The sequence below is a fragment of the Rhizobium sp. Root1220 genome, from assembly GCF_001426265.1.
Lineage (GTDB): Bacteria > Pseudomonadota > Alphaproteobacteria > Rhizobiales > Rhizobiaceae > Rhizobium.
Genome location: NZ_LMDG01000001.1, coordinates 446,554 through 462,591 on the forward strand (window position 1 = coordinate 446,554; position 16,038 = coordinate 462,591).

Annotated in this window: 13 protein-coding genes; 7 read left to right on the forward strand and 6 right to left on the reverse strand. The window is 61.1% G+C overall.

Features of this window, described 5'->3' with window-relative positions; translation table 11 throughout:
* Nucleotides 1-109: 109 nt before the first annotated feature.
* From ASC90_RS02230 to rpsA, 3 genes are all read left to right on the forward strand, one after another.
* Nucleotides 110-751: an FMN-binding negative transcriptional regulator gene (locus ASC90_RS02230; RefSeq protein WP_056534889.1), complete on the forward strand. Its 642-nt coding sequence runs from the start codon at nt 110-112 to the stop codon at nt 749-751.
* 2 nt (nt 752-753) lie between these two features.
* Nucleotides 754-1,407, forward strand: coding sequence for a (d)CMP kinase (cmk, locus tag ASC90_RS02235; RefSeq protein ID WP_156392818.1), 654 nt, complete (start codon nt 754-756; stop codon nt 1,405-1,407).
* A 168-nt stretch (nt 1,408-1,575) separates the two neighbouring features.
* Nucleotides 1,576-3,279, forward strand: a complete 1,704-nt coding sequence (gene rpsA, locus ASC90_RS02240; RefSeq protein ID WP_056534893.1) for a 30S ribosomal protein S1 — start codon at nt 1,576-1,578, stop codon at nt 3,277-3,279.
* A 77-nt stretch (nt 3,280-3,356) separates the two neighbouring features.
* Here rpsA and ASC90_RS02245 read toward each other — a convergent pair whose 3' ends face one another.
* The 3 genes from ASC90_RS02245 to ASC90_RS02255 all read right to left on the reverse strand — a co-directional run bounded on the left by ASC90_RS02245 (nt 3,357) and on the right by ASC90_RS02255 (nt 6,626).
* Nucleotides 3,357-4,907 carry a hypothetical protein gene (locus ASC90_RS02245; protein ID WP_056534895.1) on the reverse strand — a complete coding sequence of 517 codons (1,551 nt, stop codon included), beginning with the start codon at nt 4,905-4,907 and terminating at the stop codon, nt 3,357-3,359.
* Between the two features lie 214 nt (nt 4,908-5,121).
* Complete coding sequence (locus ASC90_RS02250) at nt 5,122-5,748, reverse strand: ribonuclease D (RefSeq protein WP_056534897.1); 627 nt, start codon at nt 5,746-5,748, stop codon at nt 5,122-5,124.
* Nucleotides 5,749-5,819: 71 nt separating this feature from the next.
* Nucleotides 5,820-6,626 (reverse strand): MerR family transcriptional regulator, encoded by an 807-nt coding sequence (locus ASC90_RS02255; protein ID WP_056534899.1) that lies wholly within the window; start codon nt 6,624-6,626, stop codon nt 5,820-5,822.
* A 199-nt stretch (nt 6,627-6,825) separates the two neighbouring features.
* On the opposite strand from ASC90_RS02255, the gene ASC90_RS02260 reads away from it, so the two are divergent.
* On the forward strand, nt 6,826-8,139 hold the full coding sequence (locus ASC90_RS02260) for a 4-aminobutyrate--2-oxoglutarate transaminase (RefSeq protein WP_056534901.1): 1,314 nt from the start codon (nt 6,826-6,828) through the stop codon (nt 8,137-8,139).
* Between the two features lies 1 nt (nt 8,140).
* Entirely contained in the window at nt 8,141-9,622 is a 1,482-nt protein-coding gene (locus tag ASC90_RS02265; protein ID WP_056534903.1) for an NAD-dependent succinate-semialdehyde dehydrogenase, read from the forward strand.
* Between the two features lie 77 nt (nt 9,623-9,699).
* On the opposite strand, the gene ASC90_RS02270 is transcribed toward ASC90_RS02265, so the two are convergent.
* Complete coding sequence (locus ASC90_RS02270) at nt 9,700-10,143, reverse strand: PACE efflux transporter (RefSeq protein ID WP_056535229.1); 444 nt, start codon at nt 10,141-10,143, stop codon at nt 9,700-9,702.
* 115 nt (nt 10,144-10,258) lie between these two features.
* Nucleotides 10,259-10,468, reverse strand: coding sequence for a SlyX family protein (locus tag ASC90_RS02275; RefSeq protein ID WP_056535231.1), 210 nt, complete (start codon nt 10,466-10,468; stop codon nt 10,259-10,261).
* Between the two features lie 177 nt (nt 10,469-10,645).
* On the opposite strand from ASC90_RS02275, the gene uxaC reads away from it, so the two are divergent.
* Complete coding sequence (gene uxaC / locus ASC90_RS02280; RefSeq protein WP_056534906.1) at nt 10,646-12,061, forward strand: glucuronate isomerase; 1,416 nt, start codon at nt 10,646-10,648, stop codon at nt 12,059-12,061.
* Nucleotides 12,058-13,512: a mannitol dehydrogenase family protein gene (locus ASC90_RS02285; protein WP_056534908.1), complete on the forward strand. Its 1,455-nt coding sequence runs from the start codon at nt 12,058-12,060 to the stop codon at nt 13,510-13,512. The genes uxaC and ASC90_RS02285 overlap by 4 nt, the downstream gene beginning before the upstream one ends.
* A 75-nt stretch (nt 13,513-13,587) precedes the next feature.
* On the opposite strand, the gene ASC90_RS02290 is transcribed toward ASC90_RS02285, so the two are convergent.
* Nucleotides 13,588-16,038 (reverse strand): FAD-dependent oxidoreductase, encoded by a 2,451-nt coding sequence (locus ASC90_RS02290; protein WP_056534910.1) that lies wholly within the window; start codon nt 16,036-16,038, stop codon nt 13,588-13,590.

The window sequence follows — 16,038 nt, forward strand, 5'->3', positions numbered from 1 at the left end:
CGGATGACGGCCGGATGACCGGCCCGTTCGTTTGTGCTAGTGAGCCGTGCATCGATCAATTGCAACGCTTTGCCGGATCCGTTCCGGCAGCCTAAATGGGCACCAGCCGATGTACCAGCCGCCGCACTTTAGGGAAGACGATCTCGATGCCCAGCAAGCACTGATCCGCGCCCACCCGCTCGGGCTGCTGGTGACTGCGGGGGCATCTGGCTTGATGGCCAATTCGGTACCCTTCCATCTGGATCCGGCCGCTTCCGCCAATGGGACGCTGCGCCTGCATCTGGCCAAGGCCAATCCGCAATGGCGCGACATTCAGTCCGGCGCCAACGTACTTGCGGTGTTCCAGGGTGCAGATGCCTATATCACACCCTCCTGGTATGAAACCAAGCAGGCGACCGGCAAGGTCGTGCCGACCTGGAACTATGCAATGGTGCAGGCAAGCGGCGCTGCCCGGGTGATCGACGATGCCGATTGGCTGCTTGCGCAGATCAATGCGCTCACGGCCCAGCACGAGGGGCTTCGGGAAAAGCCCTGGGCCGTCCAGGATGCGCCGGCGGATTTCATCCGCGCGCAGATGAAAGGCATCATCGGGATCGAAATCGAGATTGCCTCTATTGAGGGCAAGTGGAAGGTGAGTCAGAACCGGCCGGCACCCGATCGCGAGGGTGTCGCTACCGGTCTCGCGGAATTGCCGGACCAGACCGAGATGATCGACCTTGTGCGCCGCTACGGTGGCCTGACAAAGACATGAACATGCCGAGCAACCCCACCAGCTTCATAATCGCCATCGACGGCCCAGCGGCAGCCGGCAAGGGTACGCTTTCGCGCCGCGTGGCCGACGCCTATGGTTTCCATCATCTCGACACGGGCCTGACCTATCGCGCGGCCGCCAAGGCATTGCTTGACGCAGGGCTGCCGCTCGATGACCCGGCGACGGCGGAAAAGATGGCACATGACGTTGAACTGGACGGCCTCGATCGCGACGTACTTTCCAAACATGAGATCGGCGAGGCCGCTTCGAAGATTGCGGTGATGCCGGGCGTGCGTCGCGCGCTGGTGGAAGCACAGCGACGTTTCTCGGGCAAGCAGCCCGGTGTGGTCCTCGATGGACGCGACATCGGAACGGTTGTCTGTCCGGATGCGCCCGTGAAGCTCTACGTGACGGCCTCGCCGGAAGTGCGCGCAAGGCGCCGATTCGAGGAGATCAGGGGCAAGGGCACAACGGCCGATTTCGACGCGATTTTCGAGGACGTCAAGCGGCGCGACGAACGCGACATGGGCCGGACCGACAGCCCCTTGAAACCGGCTGAAGACGCGCACTTGCTTGATACGTCGGAAATGAGTATAGAGGCCGCGTTTCAAGCTGCAAAATCGATCATCGATCTAGCCTTGAGCCGACATACGTAAATTCAAGCGATATGCACGGGCTTTGCCTGGGCCGCTTCTAAAGACAAGCCTGAAATTCCGTCCAAGCGCCGGATTGCCTTCGAAGAGGAGGCGGACTGGGTTCAGGCTCATTCAACACGAACCAACCGGCGCATACGTGTCCAGGAATCCGGACACGCAGGAGATTTCATGTCAGTAGCTACTCCCTCTCGCGAAGATTTCGCGGCCCTTCTGGAAGAATCCTTTGCCAAGAACGATCTGGCCGAAGGCTATGTAACCAAGGGTATCGTAACGGCTATCGAGAAGGACTCGGCCGTTGTCGACGTCGGCCTCAAGGTCGAAGGTCGCATCCTGCTCAAGGAATTCGGCGCCAAGGCCAAGGACGGCACGCTCAAGGTCGGCGACGAAGTCGAAGTTTACGTTGAGCGTATCGAAAACGCCCTCGGCGAAGCAGTTCTTTCGCGCGAAAAGGCTCGCCGCGAAGAAAGCTGGATCAAGCTCGAAGCCAAGTTCGAAGCTGGTGAGCGCGTTGAAGGCGTTATCTTCAACCAGGTCAAGGGCGGCTTCACGGTCGACCTCGACGGTGCGATTGCCTTCCTGCCGCGTTCGCAGGTCGACATCCGCCCGATCCGCGACGTTACCCCGCTGATGCACAACCCGCAGCCCTTCGAAATCCTCAAGATGGACAAGCGTCGCGGCAACATCGTTGTATCGCGCCGTACAGTTCTGGAAGAGTCCCGTGCCGAGCAGCGTTCTGAAATCGTTCAGAACCTCGAAGAAGGCCAGGTTGTTGACGGCGTCGTCAAGAACATCACCGATTACGGTGCGTTCGTTGACCTCGGCGGCATCGACGGCCTGCTGCACGTCACCGACATGGCATGGCGCCGTGTGAACCATCCGTCGGAAATCCTGAACATCGGCCAGCAGGTCAAGGTTCAGATCATCCGCATCAACCAGGAAACCCACCGCATCTCGCTCGGCATGAAGCAGCTCGAGTCGGATCCTTGGGATGGCATCCAGGCCAAGTATCCGGAAGGCAAGAAGATTTCCGGTACCGTCACGAACATCACCGACTACGGTGCGTTCGTCGAGCTGGAGCCAGGCATCGAAGGCCTGATCCACATCTCGGAAATGTCCTGGACCAAGAAGAACGTACACCCCGGCAAGATCCTGTCCACAACGCAGGAAGTCGAAGTCGTCGTTCTCGAAGTCGATCCGTCCAAGCGTCGTATTTCGCTCGGCCTCAAGCAGACGCTGGAAAATCCGTGGGCGGCATTCGCTCGCAACCATCCGGCTGGCACTGAAGTCGAAGGCGAAGTCAAGAACAAGACCGAATTCGGCCTGTTCATTGGTCTCGACGGCGATGTTGACGGCATGGTGCACCTCTCCGACCTCGACTGGAACCGTCCAGGCGAACAGGTCATCGAAGAGTTCAACAAGGGCGACGTCGTCAAGGCTGTCGTTCTCGATGTGGACGTCGAAAAGGAACGCATCTCGCTCGGCATCAAGCAGCTCGGCAAGGATGCAGTCGGCGAAGCCGCTGCTTCTGGCGAACTGCGCAAGAATGCAGTCGTTTCCTGCGAAATCATCGCAGTCAACGATGGCGGTATCGAAGTGAAGCTCGTCGAGCACGAAGACATCACCTCGTTCATCCGCCGTGCAGACCTTGCACGCGATCGCGACGATCAGCGTCCTGAGCGCTTCTCGGTTGGCCAGGTTGTCGACGCCCGCGTCACCAACTTCTCGAAGAAGGACCGCAAGGTCATGCTTTCGATCAAGGCTCTGGAAATCGCTGAAGAGAAGGAAGCTGTTGCTCAGTTCGGATCGTCGGACAGCGGCGCCTCGCTTGGCGACATCCTCGGCGCGGCTCTGAAGAACCGCGGCGGCGAATAATCGCTGGCCTCAAGGCTTGAAGAACGCAAGAACCCGCCGGAGCGATCCGGCGGGTTCTTTTTGTCCCGTGCTGGCTGCTATTCCCAGTCGACCAGGCGTCGATAGCGTGTGTAAGCCTCATCGGCCACTGATGGCGTGGGCAGGCCCGGAGCCGGGCGTAGCGGCGGTCGTCCGCCCTCGGCGCGGCCATCGATGGGGTCCGCGGATATGTCGGTACTTGTTGCCTCGTCGTCGCCCGAGCCATCGGCTTCGTCATCCGCATGTTGCTGCTCGGATTGCGGGCCGCTGTCGTGATCTTCGCGATGCATCGCGCGCGAGCCGTCTTCCGTCTCGTCCTTGGCGAATTCGTACGGCTGCGGTGCGTAGGGTACGCCTTCGACGATTTTCATGAGCACAGGCGCATAGGTCACATCGATCGTCGGCTGAACCACATGCTGCGGGTGCGTCTCTGGTGCAGGCTTTGTGCTGGCTGTCGCCGGTGTCCCCTCCATGCTGGCTTGTGGCGCGAGCGGCGATGACGGGCGGGCGATACCCTTCTGCAGCAAGGTCTGCTCGTTCGTCGGTGTCAGGCCGTCACGGCTGTCGCCGACGATCCGCGTCTCGTCAAGAATCACGTCGATTTCCACCGCAGGATCAGCACCAGCCGCATTCAGTGGCACCTCGGCCTCCTGGTCCCGGATGATTGCGACGATCACGTCCGTTGCCTCGTGCGACATAGTGGCGGGAATGCCGGCCCAGCTTTTCGGAATGACCGGATCGTTTTTGACCGAGAGCGATCCCTCCTCCACTGAAGCTGTCGCAGAAGCAGCCTGCGCGTCGCTTTCCATCGGCTGAAGCGGTCCCTCCGTCTCCGGCGCCTCCTGCAAACCAACCTGGCCAGCGTTCGCAGCGGCCGCTTTCGCGTCGCCGGCGACCTCCCGCCCCTCGGCCGCCGGGTTGTCAAATGCGGCTGGCCGCTCGGCGCGCTCATGGTCGATATAGGCGTCGGCAAGGGCTGCGCTACCCGTCGGCGCATCGGGCTCGCCGTCGCTCCAAATGGCTGCGGCGGTGCGCGCCGCTACCGGCAGATTACTGCGATGAAGGCTGATTTCCGGGCGCGGCTCCTGGCGCGGTGGTGATGCGTCATTCTGGCCGTAGGATCGGACAACCGCACGTGCAGCAGGATCTCGATCCTTGTAGCGTGTCGTTTCGAGGTAGGCGGCAATGCGCGCTGCCTCCGGCCCCGTGGGGTTTTTCAGGGCCTCGGCGAGCAAACGTAGAGGAACGCTGTGGCCGTCTGCCGCAAGCTGGCGTTCGATAGCCTCGATCTTGGCGGCTGGCAGCTTCTGGATTGCACTCGCGAGGCGGGAAGCAAAAACGAGGTCGTTTTCGTCCTCGTCACGCGGCTGGGAGAGCGCGGCGCCAGCAGCATCGAGAGCATCCAGGAGGGCTTCGACCATGCGGGCGCGAACGGCCAACACCAGGATGTTCAACTTGGCTACAATCGGCGAATTCAGATCCGGGCTTTCGACGAGGTTGACCGGCGGGACCGCATTGACTGAGCGCACGATACCGTCGGCACTGAGCGACGTATTCTGACCTTGAGACGGAAAACTCGCATTTGACGCTGCACGAACCGGAGTCAACATGGCATGCTCCTCTTTCGCAAAGTGTGATGAAATCAGGTTTCACGAGAGCCGCGCTCATCCGGCTCGCTGCATTCTCCGACGGGGAAGGTCGCCCGCATCGCGCCATCAAATGCATAAAAATTAGCAGGGATTCTAGTAAAACGACCTTAACGAATCGCTAATGGCCGGCGCGTGGAAACGCGCGCCGGTCTCGTTTCTGGCGGATGAAACGGGCCTAGCTGTGGGCGAAAATGTCTGTTTCTTCCCAGCCGAGCAGATCCAGCTTGGCGCGGGTCGGGAGGAACTCGAAACAAGCTTTGGCATGCTCCATGCGGCCGTCTCGCACCAGACGCTCGGTCAGCTTGTCGCGCAGCGCGTGGAGATAGAGCACGTCCGAGGCCGCGTACTCCAACTGTGCCTGCGACAGCTTCGCTGCCGCCCAGTCCGATGACTGCTGCGCCTTGGAAACGTCGACGTCGAGCATTTCCTTGAGATTGTCCTTGAGGCCGTGCCGATCGGTATAGGTACGGCAAAGTCGCGAAGCGACCTTGGTACAGAACACCGGTTGCGTGGTCACGCCGAAAGCGTTGAAGAGCACGGCAATATCGAAACGCCCGTAATGATAAATCTTCTGGCGCGACGTATCGGCAAGCAGCGCGACGAGGTTCGGCGCCTCCTTCTGGCCGGCAGCGATACGGATCACGTCGGCGGACCCATCGCCCGGCGAAAGCTGGACAACGCACAAGCGGTCACGGCGTGGCACCAGACCAAGCGTTTCGGTGTCGATCGCGATCGCTCCGGTGTAACGGACAGCATCCGCCGCGGATATATCGCCTTCGTGATAACGTATGGTGGCGGCCATTGGTCCCGTCTCTCGTTCAACGTATGCTGTGGCGCTATAGCGCAAAGGCAGCCGCGGCGATACCATTTTGGTCAGAATGTCGGTGGGGTGTTGATCCAGATGAGGATCGTTTCGCCATCATGGCGGTTGCGCCAGGAGTGGTAGCGGCGACTTTCAAAATAAAGGGAATCTCCCGGTCCGAGATCGAAGAACTGGTCGGAATCGAGCACGAGTTCCAATCGGCCGGAGAGGACATGCATGAACTCCTCGCCCTCGTGGCGATAGGCGCCCTCGCTTGTAGCACCTGCTGCTAGAACGAACCGGTGGCAATCCATCATCGTGCGGCCTTCGGCGAGCAGTTGAACGGTGACGCCAGGGGTCGTCTCCGGCCATGTCCGCCATTCGCCGGAGCGAACAATGGCCGGCACGCCGTCGCTTACCTCTCCGGAAAGGCGCGAGACCGTCGTTCCGTAGTACTCCGCGAGATCGTGCAGCGTCTTGAAGCTGACGCCTTGCGATGTTCGCTCCAGTGTCGAGAGCGTGGATGCGGTGATGCCCATGTCGCCGGCGACCTGATCCAGCGTCCTGCTCGCCGCGTGGCGCAGGCTGCGCAGCCGGCGCCCGATATCCGAGATGGCAGTTACTTCGGAATTATCGGGCGGTTCCTCGCCCTCCAGTGCCTCGCGGATCGCCGCCGGATTGAGGCCACGTTCGACGCGGTACCATGAGATTCGCTTCAACCGAGCCACGTCCTCGACGCTGAATTGTCGGTGGCCGGTTTCCGAGCGTCCGGGAACGACGAGGCCCTGGCTTTCCCACAGACGCAAGGTCGAAGCGGAAACGCCGGCCAACCTGGCCGCCTCGGCCACTTTGTAACGCACAGGCGCCTCGTTGCTCATCAACCAAAATTCCCGATTGCGTTTTATCTGGGGCTGCCGACACCCCGTGCGTTTATGTCCTGACCATCGCTGAAAACGACGATGGATTGAAGCGGAAAATCTCGCTTGAATTCTTGCAGAAAAAATGTAGGAGTTTGTATAAATATCTTACAGAAGTAATGCAAGATAGTTTCGAAGCGTCAAGATACAGGAACGCAAAATGACCGACACCGCACTCACTGACCGAAAGAATGCCGCGATCGCACGCGGCGTCGGCGTGACGACTCAGATCTATGCGGATCGCGCTGAGAACGCCGAGATCTGGGACAAGGAAGGTCGTCGCTACATCGATTTTGCCGCCGGAATCGCTGTTCTCAACACCGGGCATCGCCACCCGCGCGTGATCGAAGCCGTGAAGGCCCAACTCGATCGTTTCACTCACACCTGCCATCAGGTCGTCCCCTACGAAAGCTATGTGCATCTGGCCGAGCGCCTGAACGCCCTGACACCCGGCGATTTTGCCAAGAAGACTATTTTCGTCACGACGGGTGCCGAAGCCGTCGAGAACGCGGTCAAGATCGCGCGCGCAGCAACCGGGCGTTCCGCAGTCATCGCTTTCGGTGGTGGTTTTCATGGGCGCACCTTCATGGGAATGGCTTTGACTGGCAAGGTCGTGCCCTACAAGGTCGGCTTCGGCGCAATGCCGGGCGATGTCTTCCACGTTCCTTTTCCGGTCGAGCTTCACGGGGTAACACCGGAACAATCCCTCGCCGCGCTGAAGAAGCTCTTTGCCGCCGACATTGATCCGCAGCGTGTCGCAGCGATCATCATCGAGCCGGTGCAAGGAGAGGGCGGCTTCTACGCCGCGCCGGCCTCGTTCATGAAGGCGTTGCGCGAACTCTGCGACCATCATGGTATTCTGCTTATCGCGGACGAGGTGCAGACCGGCTTTGCTCGTACCGGCAGGATGTTCGCCATGGACCACCACGACGTCGCGCCAGATCTGATGACGATGGCTAAGAGCCTCGGCGGTGGATTCCCGCTCGCCGCCGTCACCGGCCGCGCCGACATCATGGATGCGCCGACGCCTGGTGGCCTGGGCGGAACCTACGGCGGCAATCCTCTCGGTATTGCTGCCGCACATGCTGTTATCGATGTCATCGTCGATGAAGACCTTTGCGGGCGCGCAAACCAGCTCGGTAGCCGGCTCAAGCAGCGGCTGGAATCACTGCGCGAGAAAGCACCCGAGATTGTCGATATCAGGGGGCTGGGCTTCATGAACGCCGTCGAGTTCAACGACAGGACGACGAGGCTTCCAAGTGCCGAATTCGCCAATGCAGTTCGCCTGATCGCCCTTGAGAATGGCTTGATCCTGCTGACCTGCGGCGTCCACGGCAATGTCATCCGCTTCCTCGCCCCGATCACCATCCAGGACGACGTCTTCGGCGAGGCGCTAGACATCCTCGAGGCCTCGATCCTTGAAGCAAGCACGGGCAGCAAGGTCGCACTCGCGCAATCACTTCGGAGCAAATGACATGGCATTCACGACTGCACTGACCAAGCATGTTCCATTTTCCTCGCCCTTGCTGCGCGATACTGGCTACGTCAACGGCGCCTGGACTGTAGGCGGAGCGACCGAAACGTTCGACGTGCTGAACCCGGCGACTGGCGAGGTGCTGGCATCGCTGCCGGACATGGGCGCTGCTGAAACACGGGAGGCGATCGACGCAGCTCACGCCGCGCAGCCGGGCTGGGCCGCCCGCCCGGCCAAGGAGCGCGCCACGATCCTGCGCAAGTGGTTCGATCTGATGGTTGCGAATGCCGATCAACTGGCGGCGATCCTGACCGCCGAAATGGGCAAGCCCTACGCGGAGGCTCGCGGCGAAATCCTCTATGCGGCGGCTTATATCGAGTGGTACGCGGAAGAGGCAAAGCGCATCTACGGCGAAACAATTCCCGCCCCGTCGAGCGATAAGCGCATGATCGTAATCAAGCAACCGGTCGGCGTCGTCGGAACGATCACGCCCTGGAATTTCCCGGCGGCGATGATCACCCGCAAGATCGCACCGGCGCTTGCCGTCGGCTGCACGGTGGTGTCCAAGCCAGCCGAGCAGACGCCGCTTACGGCGCTGGCACTGGCAGCGCTGGCCGAACAGGCTGGCATCCCCGCCGGGGTTTTCAACGTTATCGTCGGCGAAGATGGCCCGGCGATCGGCAGGGAACTCTGCGGCAACGAAAAGGTCCGCAAGATCAGTTTCACTGGTTCGACCGAAGTCGGCCGCATCCTGATGCGACAGTGCGCCGACCAGATCAAGAAAATCAGCCTCGAGCTTGGCGGCAACGCGCCGTTCATCGTTTTTGACGATGCCGATCTTGATGCAGCCATCGACGGTGCTTTGGCCTCCAAGTACAGGAATGCCGGCCAGACCTGCGTCTGCGCCAACCGCCTCTACGTCCAGTCCGGCGTCTATGATGCTTTCGCTGCCAAGCTGGCGGCAAAGGTCGAGGAAATGTCCGTCGGCGACGGCTTCAAATCGGGCGTGACGATCGGACCTCTGATCGACGCACAGGGCGTTGCAAAGGTCGAGGATCATGTCAAGGATGCGCTCTCCAAGGGTGCTACGGTTCTGACGGGCGGCACACGCATCGAGGGCGCCGGCACTTTCTTTGCCCCGACGGTTCTAACGGGCGTGACGCGTGGCATGAAGGTGGCGCGTGAGGAAACCTTCGGCCCGGTGGCACCGCTCTTCCGTTTCGATACCGTCGAGGACGTGATCAGCCAGGCCAACGACACGGAGTTCGGCCTTGCCGCCTATTTCTTTGCCGGCGACCTGAAAAAGGTCTGGCGCGTGGCCGAGGCGCTGGAATACGGCATGGTGGGCATCAATACCGGCATCATGTCCACGGAAACGGCGCCCTTCGGCGGCATCAAGCAATCCGGCCTCGGCCGGGAAGGCTCTCGCCACGGTGCGGATGATTACCTGGAAATGAAGTATCTCTGCATCGGCAATGTCTAAGCCAAAGCGATCAACAGCTGAGCAATGGACCGCCGGCAGCCGCGGTCCATTGTTGGTGGGGATGTACGAACAGTTTTCTAGGCTTGCGACGCTTCGGGCGTCTGCTGCCACTCAGGGAGCGGAAAGATCCGGTCGTAAGCCCAGTTGAAGACGAAGGCGTACACCAGGTAGAAGAGGGCGAAGGACACGTCCATCATGAATGCCTGCAGCAGGCTGACGCCAAGATACCAGGCAATCAGCGGCAGAAGGGCGACCAGCAGCCCTCCCTCGAACAGCACGGCGTGTGCGACACGAATGGCAACAGTCTTCCGTGTACCGCCTGTGAGGCGTTGCATGGCATTGTCGAATCCGAGATTGTAGAGATAGTTCCAGCCGGTCGCAATCGTGGCGCTGGCAATCCCCACGACGCCGATATCGCTCATTGACATGCCGAATGCCCACGCACCCAGTGGCGTAATCATTGCAAGTCCGATGAGTTCGAAGCTGATCGCGTGACGAACACGGTCTGAGGTGGATCGCATGTTCAAAACCCCTATGGGAAGGTCGGGTCGTCCCGAGTTCATGCCCATACGGGGGAGGTCGTCCTCGCAATCCTCATATAGGGGTGCTGATTGCTTCTAGCAAGACCTTCCGATGTCAGTAGTGGGGCGGTCGGGTATTGGCAGGCGCCTCAAGCGATTGCTCTTCCATGGAGAGGAACCGTTCAGTCAGTCGGTCGAGCTTGGCCCGGGTCTGCTCGACGACCTTCCATTGTTCAGCCAGTTGGTCGGATAGATCTTCGATCGCCCTTGCCTGGTGGGCAATGGTTTCCTCAAGCTGGGTGATACGGCTCGTTTCATGGGACATCGTGTTCTCCTGGCCACCACCGGCCATTCCTATGCTCTCAAAAGCGGAAATAGGCCACGAGGTCAATCATTTCGAGACCCGGAAAAACCACCGACAAAGTGAACTGTTTGGTTACTAAAAGCCCTTGCCGCAACTTTTGTTGTGCGGTAGGCCGGTATACCTCAGGGAGGAATTCTGATGGAAGTTGGAAATGGTTTTCTTCATCCGGACCGGCTCTTTCCCGCCGATCCGGCCACGCGCAGCATCGCGCGGGACCTTTACGAGACTGTGCGCAGCCTGCCGATCGTAAGCCCGCACGGGCACACGGAACCCGCCTGGTTTGCCGACGACAAGCCATTCGAGGATGCGTCCTCGCTCCTCGTCATCCCCGACCACTATCTTTTCCGCATGCTGCACAGCGTAGGCGTCGCCCTCGACGATCTGGGCGTGCCGCGGCTCGATGGAAACACCGTTGCCTCAGGCCGCGCGATCTGGCGTACCTTCGCGGCCCACTACCACCTCTTCCGCGGCACACCGTCCAGCCTTTGGGTGGACCACGCCATGTCTGCCGTGCTCGGATGCACCGAGCCGCTGACGCCTGAAAATGCCGATGCGCTCTACGATCACATCAATGCGCAACTGGCGTTGCCCGAGTTCAGCCCGCGTGCCCTGCACAAGCGTTTCGGTATAGAAACGATCGCCACGACAGAAGGCGCGCTCGATCCGCTGCTGCATCACCAGAAGATGGCGAAGGACGGTTGGATCGGCCGTGTGCGCACGACCTATCGCCCTGATGGGGTTACCGATCCGCATGCCGTTGGCTTCCGCGAGAATCTTGTTCGCCTGGGTGAGCTCGCGAATTCCGATGTGACGACCTGGGATGGCCTGATCGACGCCCATCGCAAGCGTCGCGCCTACTTCCGTCAATACGGCGCGACGGCCACCGACCACGGTGTGCCGACCGCTTTCACCGCGGACTTGCCACGTGGCGACAGGCAGCGTCTGCTCGACAAGGCACACCAAGGTACGATGAGCGACGCAGAAGCAGAACTTTTCCGCGGCCAGATGCTGACGGAAATGGCCGGCTTGTCTGCCGAGGATGGCATGGTAATGCAGATCCATGCCGGCTCGCGCCGCAACACCGACCGTGACCTGTTCCGGACCCGCGGTCCTAACATGGGTGCCGATATCCCGACTCCGACCGACTGGGTCGGCGGCCTCGGCGCACTGCTCTCGAAATATGGTCACGCCGCCGGTCTTCGCGTGCTGCTCTTCACGCTCGACGAAACCACATACGCACGCGAGCTGGCACCGATGGCTGGCCATTGGCCCTGCCTGATGATCGGCCCGCCATGGTGGTTCCACGACAGCCCTGCGGGCATCCGGCGCTACCTTGACGAGGTGGTTGAAACGGCAGGCTTTGCCAACATGGCGGGTTTCAACGACGACACGCGTGCATTGCTGTCGATTCCCGCTCGCCACGATGTCTGGCGACGAGAGGTGTGCGGGTTCCTCGCCAAACTCGCCGCTGAACACCGCATCTCCCGCAAGGACGCGGAGATCGTCGCCGGTGAGCTCTCTTATGGCAACGCGAAGAAGGCCTACAACCTGTGACCGAACGACTGAAAACCCTGACCGGCCTCGCCTCGACCGCCAAGCTTCCCGCCTACGACCGCGATGCACTGAAGGCAGGCATCCTGCATCTCGGCCCCGGTGCCTTTTTCCGTGCCCATTTCGCTCCGTTCACCGATGCCGCGCTGGCCGTTGCGGGCGGCGATTGGGCAATAGAGGTGGCGAGCCTACGGACTGCCGATGTCGCCGACCATTTGAACGAACAAAACGGCCTTTATACAATGCTGGTGCGCGATACGTCAGGCACCGAAGCGCAGGTCATCGGTCCGATCCTGCGCGCCCATGTGGCGACCCGCAATCCGGCTGATTTGCTGGAACGGCTGGAAGATCCGGCAATCCGCATCGTCAGCCTGACAGTGACGGAAAAGGCCTACGGTTTCGATGCTGCCACCGGCGGGCTCGATCTCAAGCACGCCGACGTTGCCGCCGACCTTGCCGACCCGCAAGCACCGCGCGGTGTCATCGGCTATCTCGTCGAGGGCCTGTCCCGCCGCCGCGCCAAGGGCATTGCGCCGTTCACGCCGCTGAGCTGCGACAACCTCCCAAGCAACGGCGCCGTCCTGAAGCGTCTGGTGCTCGATTTCACCGAACGCGTCGATCCCGCGCTTCGTTCGTGGATCGAACAGAACGTCCCGTTTCCATCGACGATGGTCGATCGCATCACGCCGGCCAGTACCGACGCGACCTATCGGGATGCGGAAGCGCTCACCGGGAGGGTGGACCTAGCCGCAATCGAGACGGAGCCCTTCACGCAATGGGTGATCGAGGACCATTTCGCCGATGGCCACCCGCAATGGGAAAAGGCCGGCGCCTTGATGGTCGGCGATGTCTCCGCTTACGAGAAGATGAAGCTGCGCATGCTGAACGGTGCGCACTCCTTGCTTGCCTATCTTGGATACATAGGCGGCTATGAATTTATACGCGATGCGATGGACGATGCCGGCCTGGCAGCCCTCGCACGGCGCCACATGAATGCAGCCGCCGCTACGCTCGACCCCTTACCTGGCATAAATCTTGACGCCTATGCCGATGAGTTGATAGCACGCTTTGCAAACAAGGCGATCGCTCACCGCACCTATCAGATTGCTATGGATGGCACGCAGAAACTGCCGCAGCGCCTGCTCGAGCCCGCAACCGAAGCGATCGCCGGCGGCGGTAAAGCGGAAACCTACGCAATCGCTGTCGCTGCCTGGATGAGATATGCGCTCGGCGTCGATCGCAACGGCAGGCGCTACGAACTCCGCGATCCCCGCGCCGCTGAAATTGCTGCACTGCTGGCAGATGTTCCACGCAGCGGCGGTTCTGTTTCGACCGCCCTGTTCGCGCTGCCGGGGCTCTTTCCTGCAGCGCTTGCCCGCAACCCGTCGTGGACAGATGATGTGGCGAACAAGCTCGAGATCCTCATCCAGGACAGCAAGCTGCCGTTGTTTTGAACCTCGGCCGGGTCCACGCGCCTTGGGACCGCGATGAGCGGAGCTTGAGGCGTGCACGCACTGATCCGATGCGCGCTACGCCGTGATCCGCCTCATCTCAGGATCATACAGTGGCTTCAGGGAGACCCGGCAAGGAACACGCTGCCGGGCAACATCAAGTTCATACTCGCCCGAAAGCACGAGATCCTTCGTCACGCCGTCCGCGTCGCGCACATAACCGTAGCCGATGGACTTGCCGATGGTGTAGCCGAAGCCGCCACTGGATAGCCAGCCGACACGCTTGCCATCGCGATAGATCGTTTCGCGGCCAAGCAGCACGACCTCGGGATCATCAGGAACGAAACAGGCGAGCATCTTCTTGACGCCTGACGCCAACTGGCGCTCGATTGCCTCGCGACCGCGGAAGGGCGTGGCCTTCTTCGTTTTCACAGCCCAGCCGAGCCCCGCCTCGATGGGCGTATGATCGGGACCGATATCCGAGCCCCAGGCGCGGTAGCCCTTCTCCAGGCGGCAGCTTTCGATCGCGCGATAGCCGGCATTGATGACTTGGAACGCACCACCCGCCGCCATCAATGCGTCGTAGACGGTCGTCGCATATTCGACCGGCACATGAAGCTCGTAGCCGAGTTCTCCGACGTAGGTTATCCGCAGGGCCCGAACCGGGCAGCCTGAAATGCCGATCGTCCTGACGCTGCCAAACGGGAAGGCAGCGTTGGAGACGTCGCTGCCCGTCACCGTCTCCAGCACGGCACGGGCGTGTGGACCCATCAGGGAAAGGACCGAGTGGGCCGAGGTCACGTCGATCAGTTCAGCGTGCAAGTCGACCGGGATGTTGCGTGCTATCCAGTCGAAGTCATGCGTGGCAAAGCCAGTACCTGTGACGATGTAGTATTCATCCTCGGCAATCCGCGCACAGGTGACGTCGCATTCAATGCCACCCTTGTCGTTGAGCATTTGCGTGTAGATCAGCGAGCCGGCAGGCTTGGCCACATCGTTGGAAGCGATCCACGACAACGCCGCTTCCGCGTCGCGTCCTTTCAAGGTGAATTTGGCAAAGGAGGTCTGGTCGAAGACGACAGCCGCCTCGCGCACCGCCTTGTGCTCGCGACCGACGGCATTGAACCAATTCTGCCGGCCATAGGTATAGATGTCCTTCGGCTCCTCATTCGCGAAGAGGTCGGCAAACCAGTTCGGCCGCTCCCAGCCGAGCTTTTCACCGAAACACGCCCCCTGTGCCTTCAGCCGATCGTAAAGCGGCGACTTGCGGCACGGCCGGCCGCTCGCATATTCCTCGAAGGGGAACGCCAAGGTGTAGTGCTTGCCATAGGCCTCCAACGTGCGCGTGCGCACCCAGTCGGTGTCGAAATGCGGGCGGCCGAAACGGCGGATATCGACCGGCCACAGATCGTAGGGCGGCTCGCCCTTGGAGACCCATTCCGCCAGCGCCATGCCGGCACCGCCGCCTGACGCGATGCCGAAGGCGTTGAAGCCGGCGCCGACGAAGAAATTCTTCAGCTCCGCCGCTTCGCCGAGGATGAAGTTGCCGTCGGGCGTAAAACTCTCCGGACCGTTCAGCAGTTGCTTGACGCCGACATTTTCCAGCGCCGGAACGCGGCCGAGCGCCTGTTCCATGATCTGTTCGAAATGATCGAAATCGCTGTCCAGCAGACTGTAGTGAAAGCCTTCCGGGATGCCATCCTTCGCCCAAGGGATAGGGTTCGGCTCATAGCCTCCCATGACGATCCCACCCACCTCCTCCTTGTAATATGTGAGGCGATCGGGATCGCGCAGTGTCGGAAGGTTCGAGGGCACACCGAAGGACTCGGTGATGATGTACTGGTGTTCGACGGAAACGAGCGGCACGTTGACACCGAAGCGCGCCGCAAACGCCCGTGTCCACTGTCCGGCACAGACCACGACGCGCTCACATTCGATTCGACCATGCTCGGTAATGACGGCGCGGATTCTGCCGCCGTCGATCTCAATATCCATTACCTCAGTGTCCTCGAAGATCGAGACGCCTGACATGCGTGCGCCCCGCGCCAGAGCCTGGGTGATATCGGAGGGGTTGGCCTGGCCGTCGGTCGGCAGGTACGCGGCGCCGACCAGATCGTCGATTGTCATCAACGGCCAGAGATCGAAGGCTTCCTGCGGTGTCAAAAGCTGCATGTCCAGGCCGAAGGACTGCGCCGTCGTCGCCTGTCGCTTCACCTCGGTCCAGCGCTCGTCATTGCAGGCAAGCCGCAACCCGCCGTTCATCTTCCAGCCGGTGCCAAGCCCGGTCTCGGCTTCCAGCTTCTTGTAGAGATCGACAGAGTAGCCGAGCAGCTGCGTGATGTTGGCGCTGGTACGCAGCTGGCCGACCAGGCCGGCCGCATGAAAGGTCGTACCCGACGTCAGCTTCTTGCGTTCGAGCAACACCGTATCCGTCCAGCCGAGTTTACCGAGATGGTAGGCGGTCGAGCAGCCGATGATACCGCCGCCGATAACAACAGCCTTGGCGGTCCTGGGCAATTCCTTGGTCAT

Coding starts and splice junctions, on each gene's coding strand:
- ASC90_RS02245 (WP_056534895.1), bottom strand. CDS start 4,907: ATGTTGACTCCGGTTCGTGCAGCGTCAAATGCGAGTTTTCCGTCTCAA.
- ASC90_RS02255 (WP_056534899.1), bottom strand. CDS start 6,626: ATGAGCAACGAGGCGCCTGTGCGTTACAAAGTGGCCGAGGCGGCCAGG.
- ASC90_RS02230 (WP_056534889.1), top strand. CDS start 110: ATGTACCAGCCGCCGCACTTTAGGGAAGACGATCTCGATGCCCAGCAA.
- ASC90_RS02290 (WP_056534910.1), bottom strand. CDS start 16,038: ATGACCAAGGAATTGCCCAGGACCGCCAAGGCTGTTGTTATCGGCGGC.
- cmk (WP_156392818.1), top strand. CDS start 754: ATGCCGAGCAACCCCACCAGCTTCATAATCGCCATCGACGGCCCAGCG.
- uxaC (WP_056534906.1), top strand. CDS start 10,646: ATGGAAGTTGGAAATGGTTTTCTTCATCCGGACCGGCTCTTTCCCGCC.
- ASC90_RS02265 (WP_056534903.1), top strand. CDS start 8,141: ATGGCATTCACGACTGCACTGACCAAGCATGTTCCATTTTCCTCGCCC.
- rpsA (WP_056534893.1), top strand. CDS start 1,576: ATGTCAGTAGCTACTCCCTCTCGCGAAGATTTCGCGGCCCTTCTGGAA.
- ASC90_RS02250 (WP_056534897.1), bottom strand. CDS start 5,748: ATGGCCGCCACCATACGTTATCACGAAGGCGATATATCCGCGGCGGAT.
- ASC90_RS02270 (WP_056535229.1), bottom strand. CDS start 10,143: ATGCGATCCACCTCAGACCGTGTTCGTCACGCGATCAGCTTCGAACTC.
- ASC90_RS02275 (WP_056535231.1), bottom strand. CDS start 10,468: ATGTCCCATGAAACGAGCCGTATCACCCAGCTTGAGGAAACCATTGCC.
- ASC90_RS02260 (WP_056534901.1), top strand. CDS start 6,826: ATGACCGACACCGCACTCACTGACCGAAAGAATGCCGCGATCGCACGC.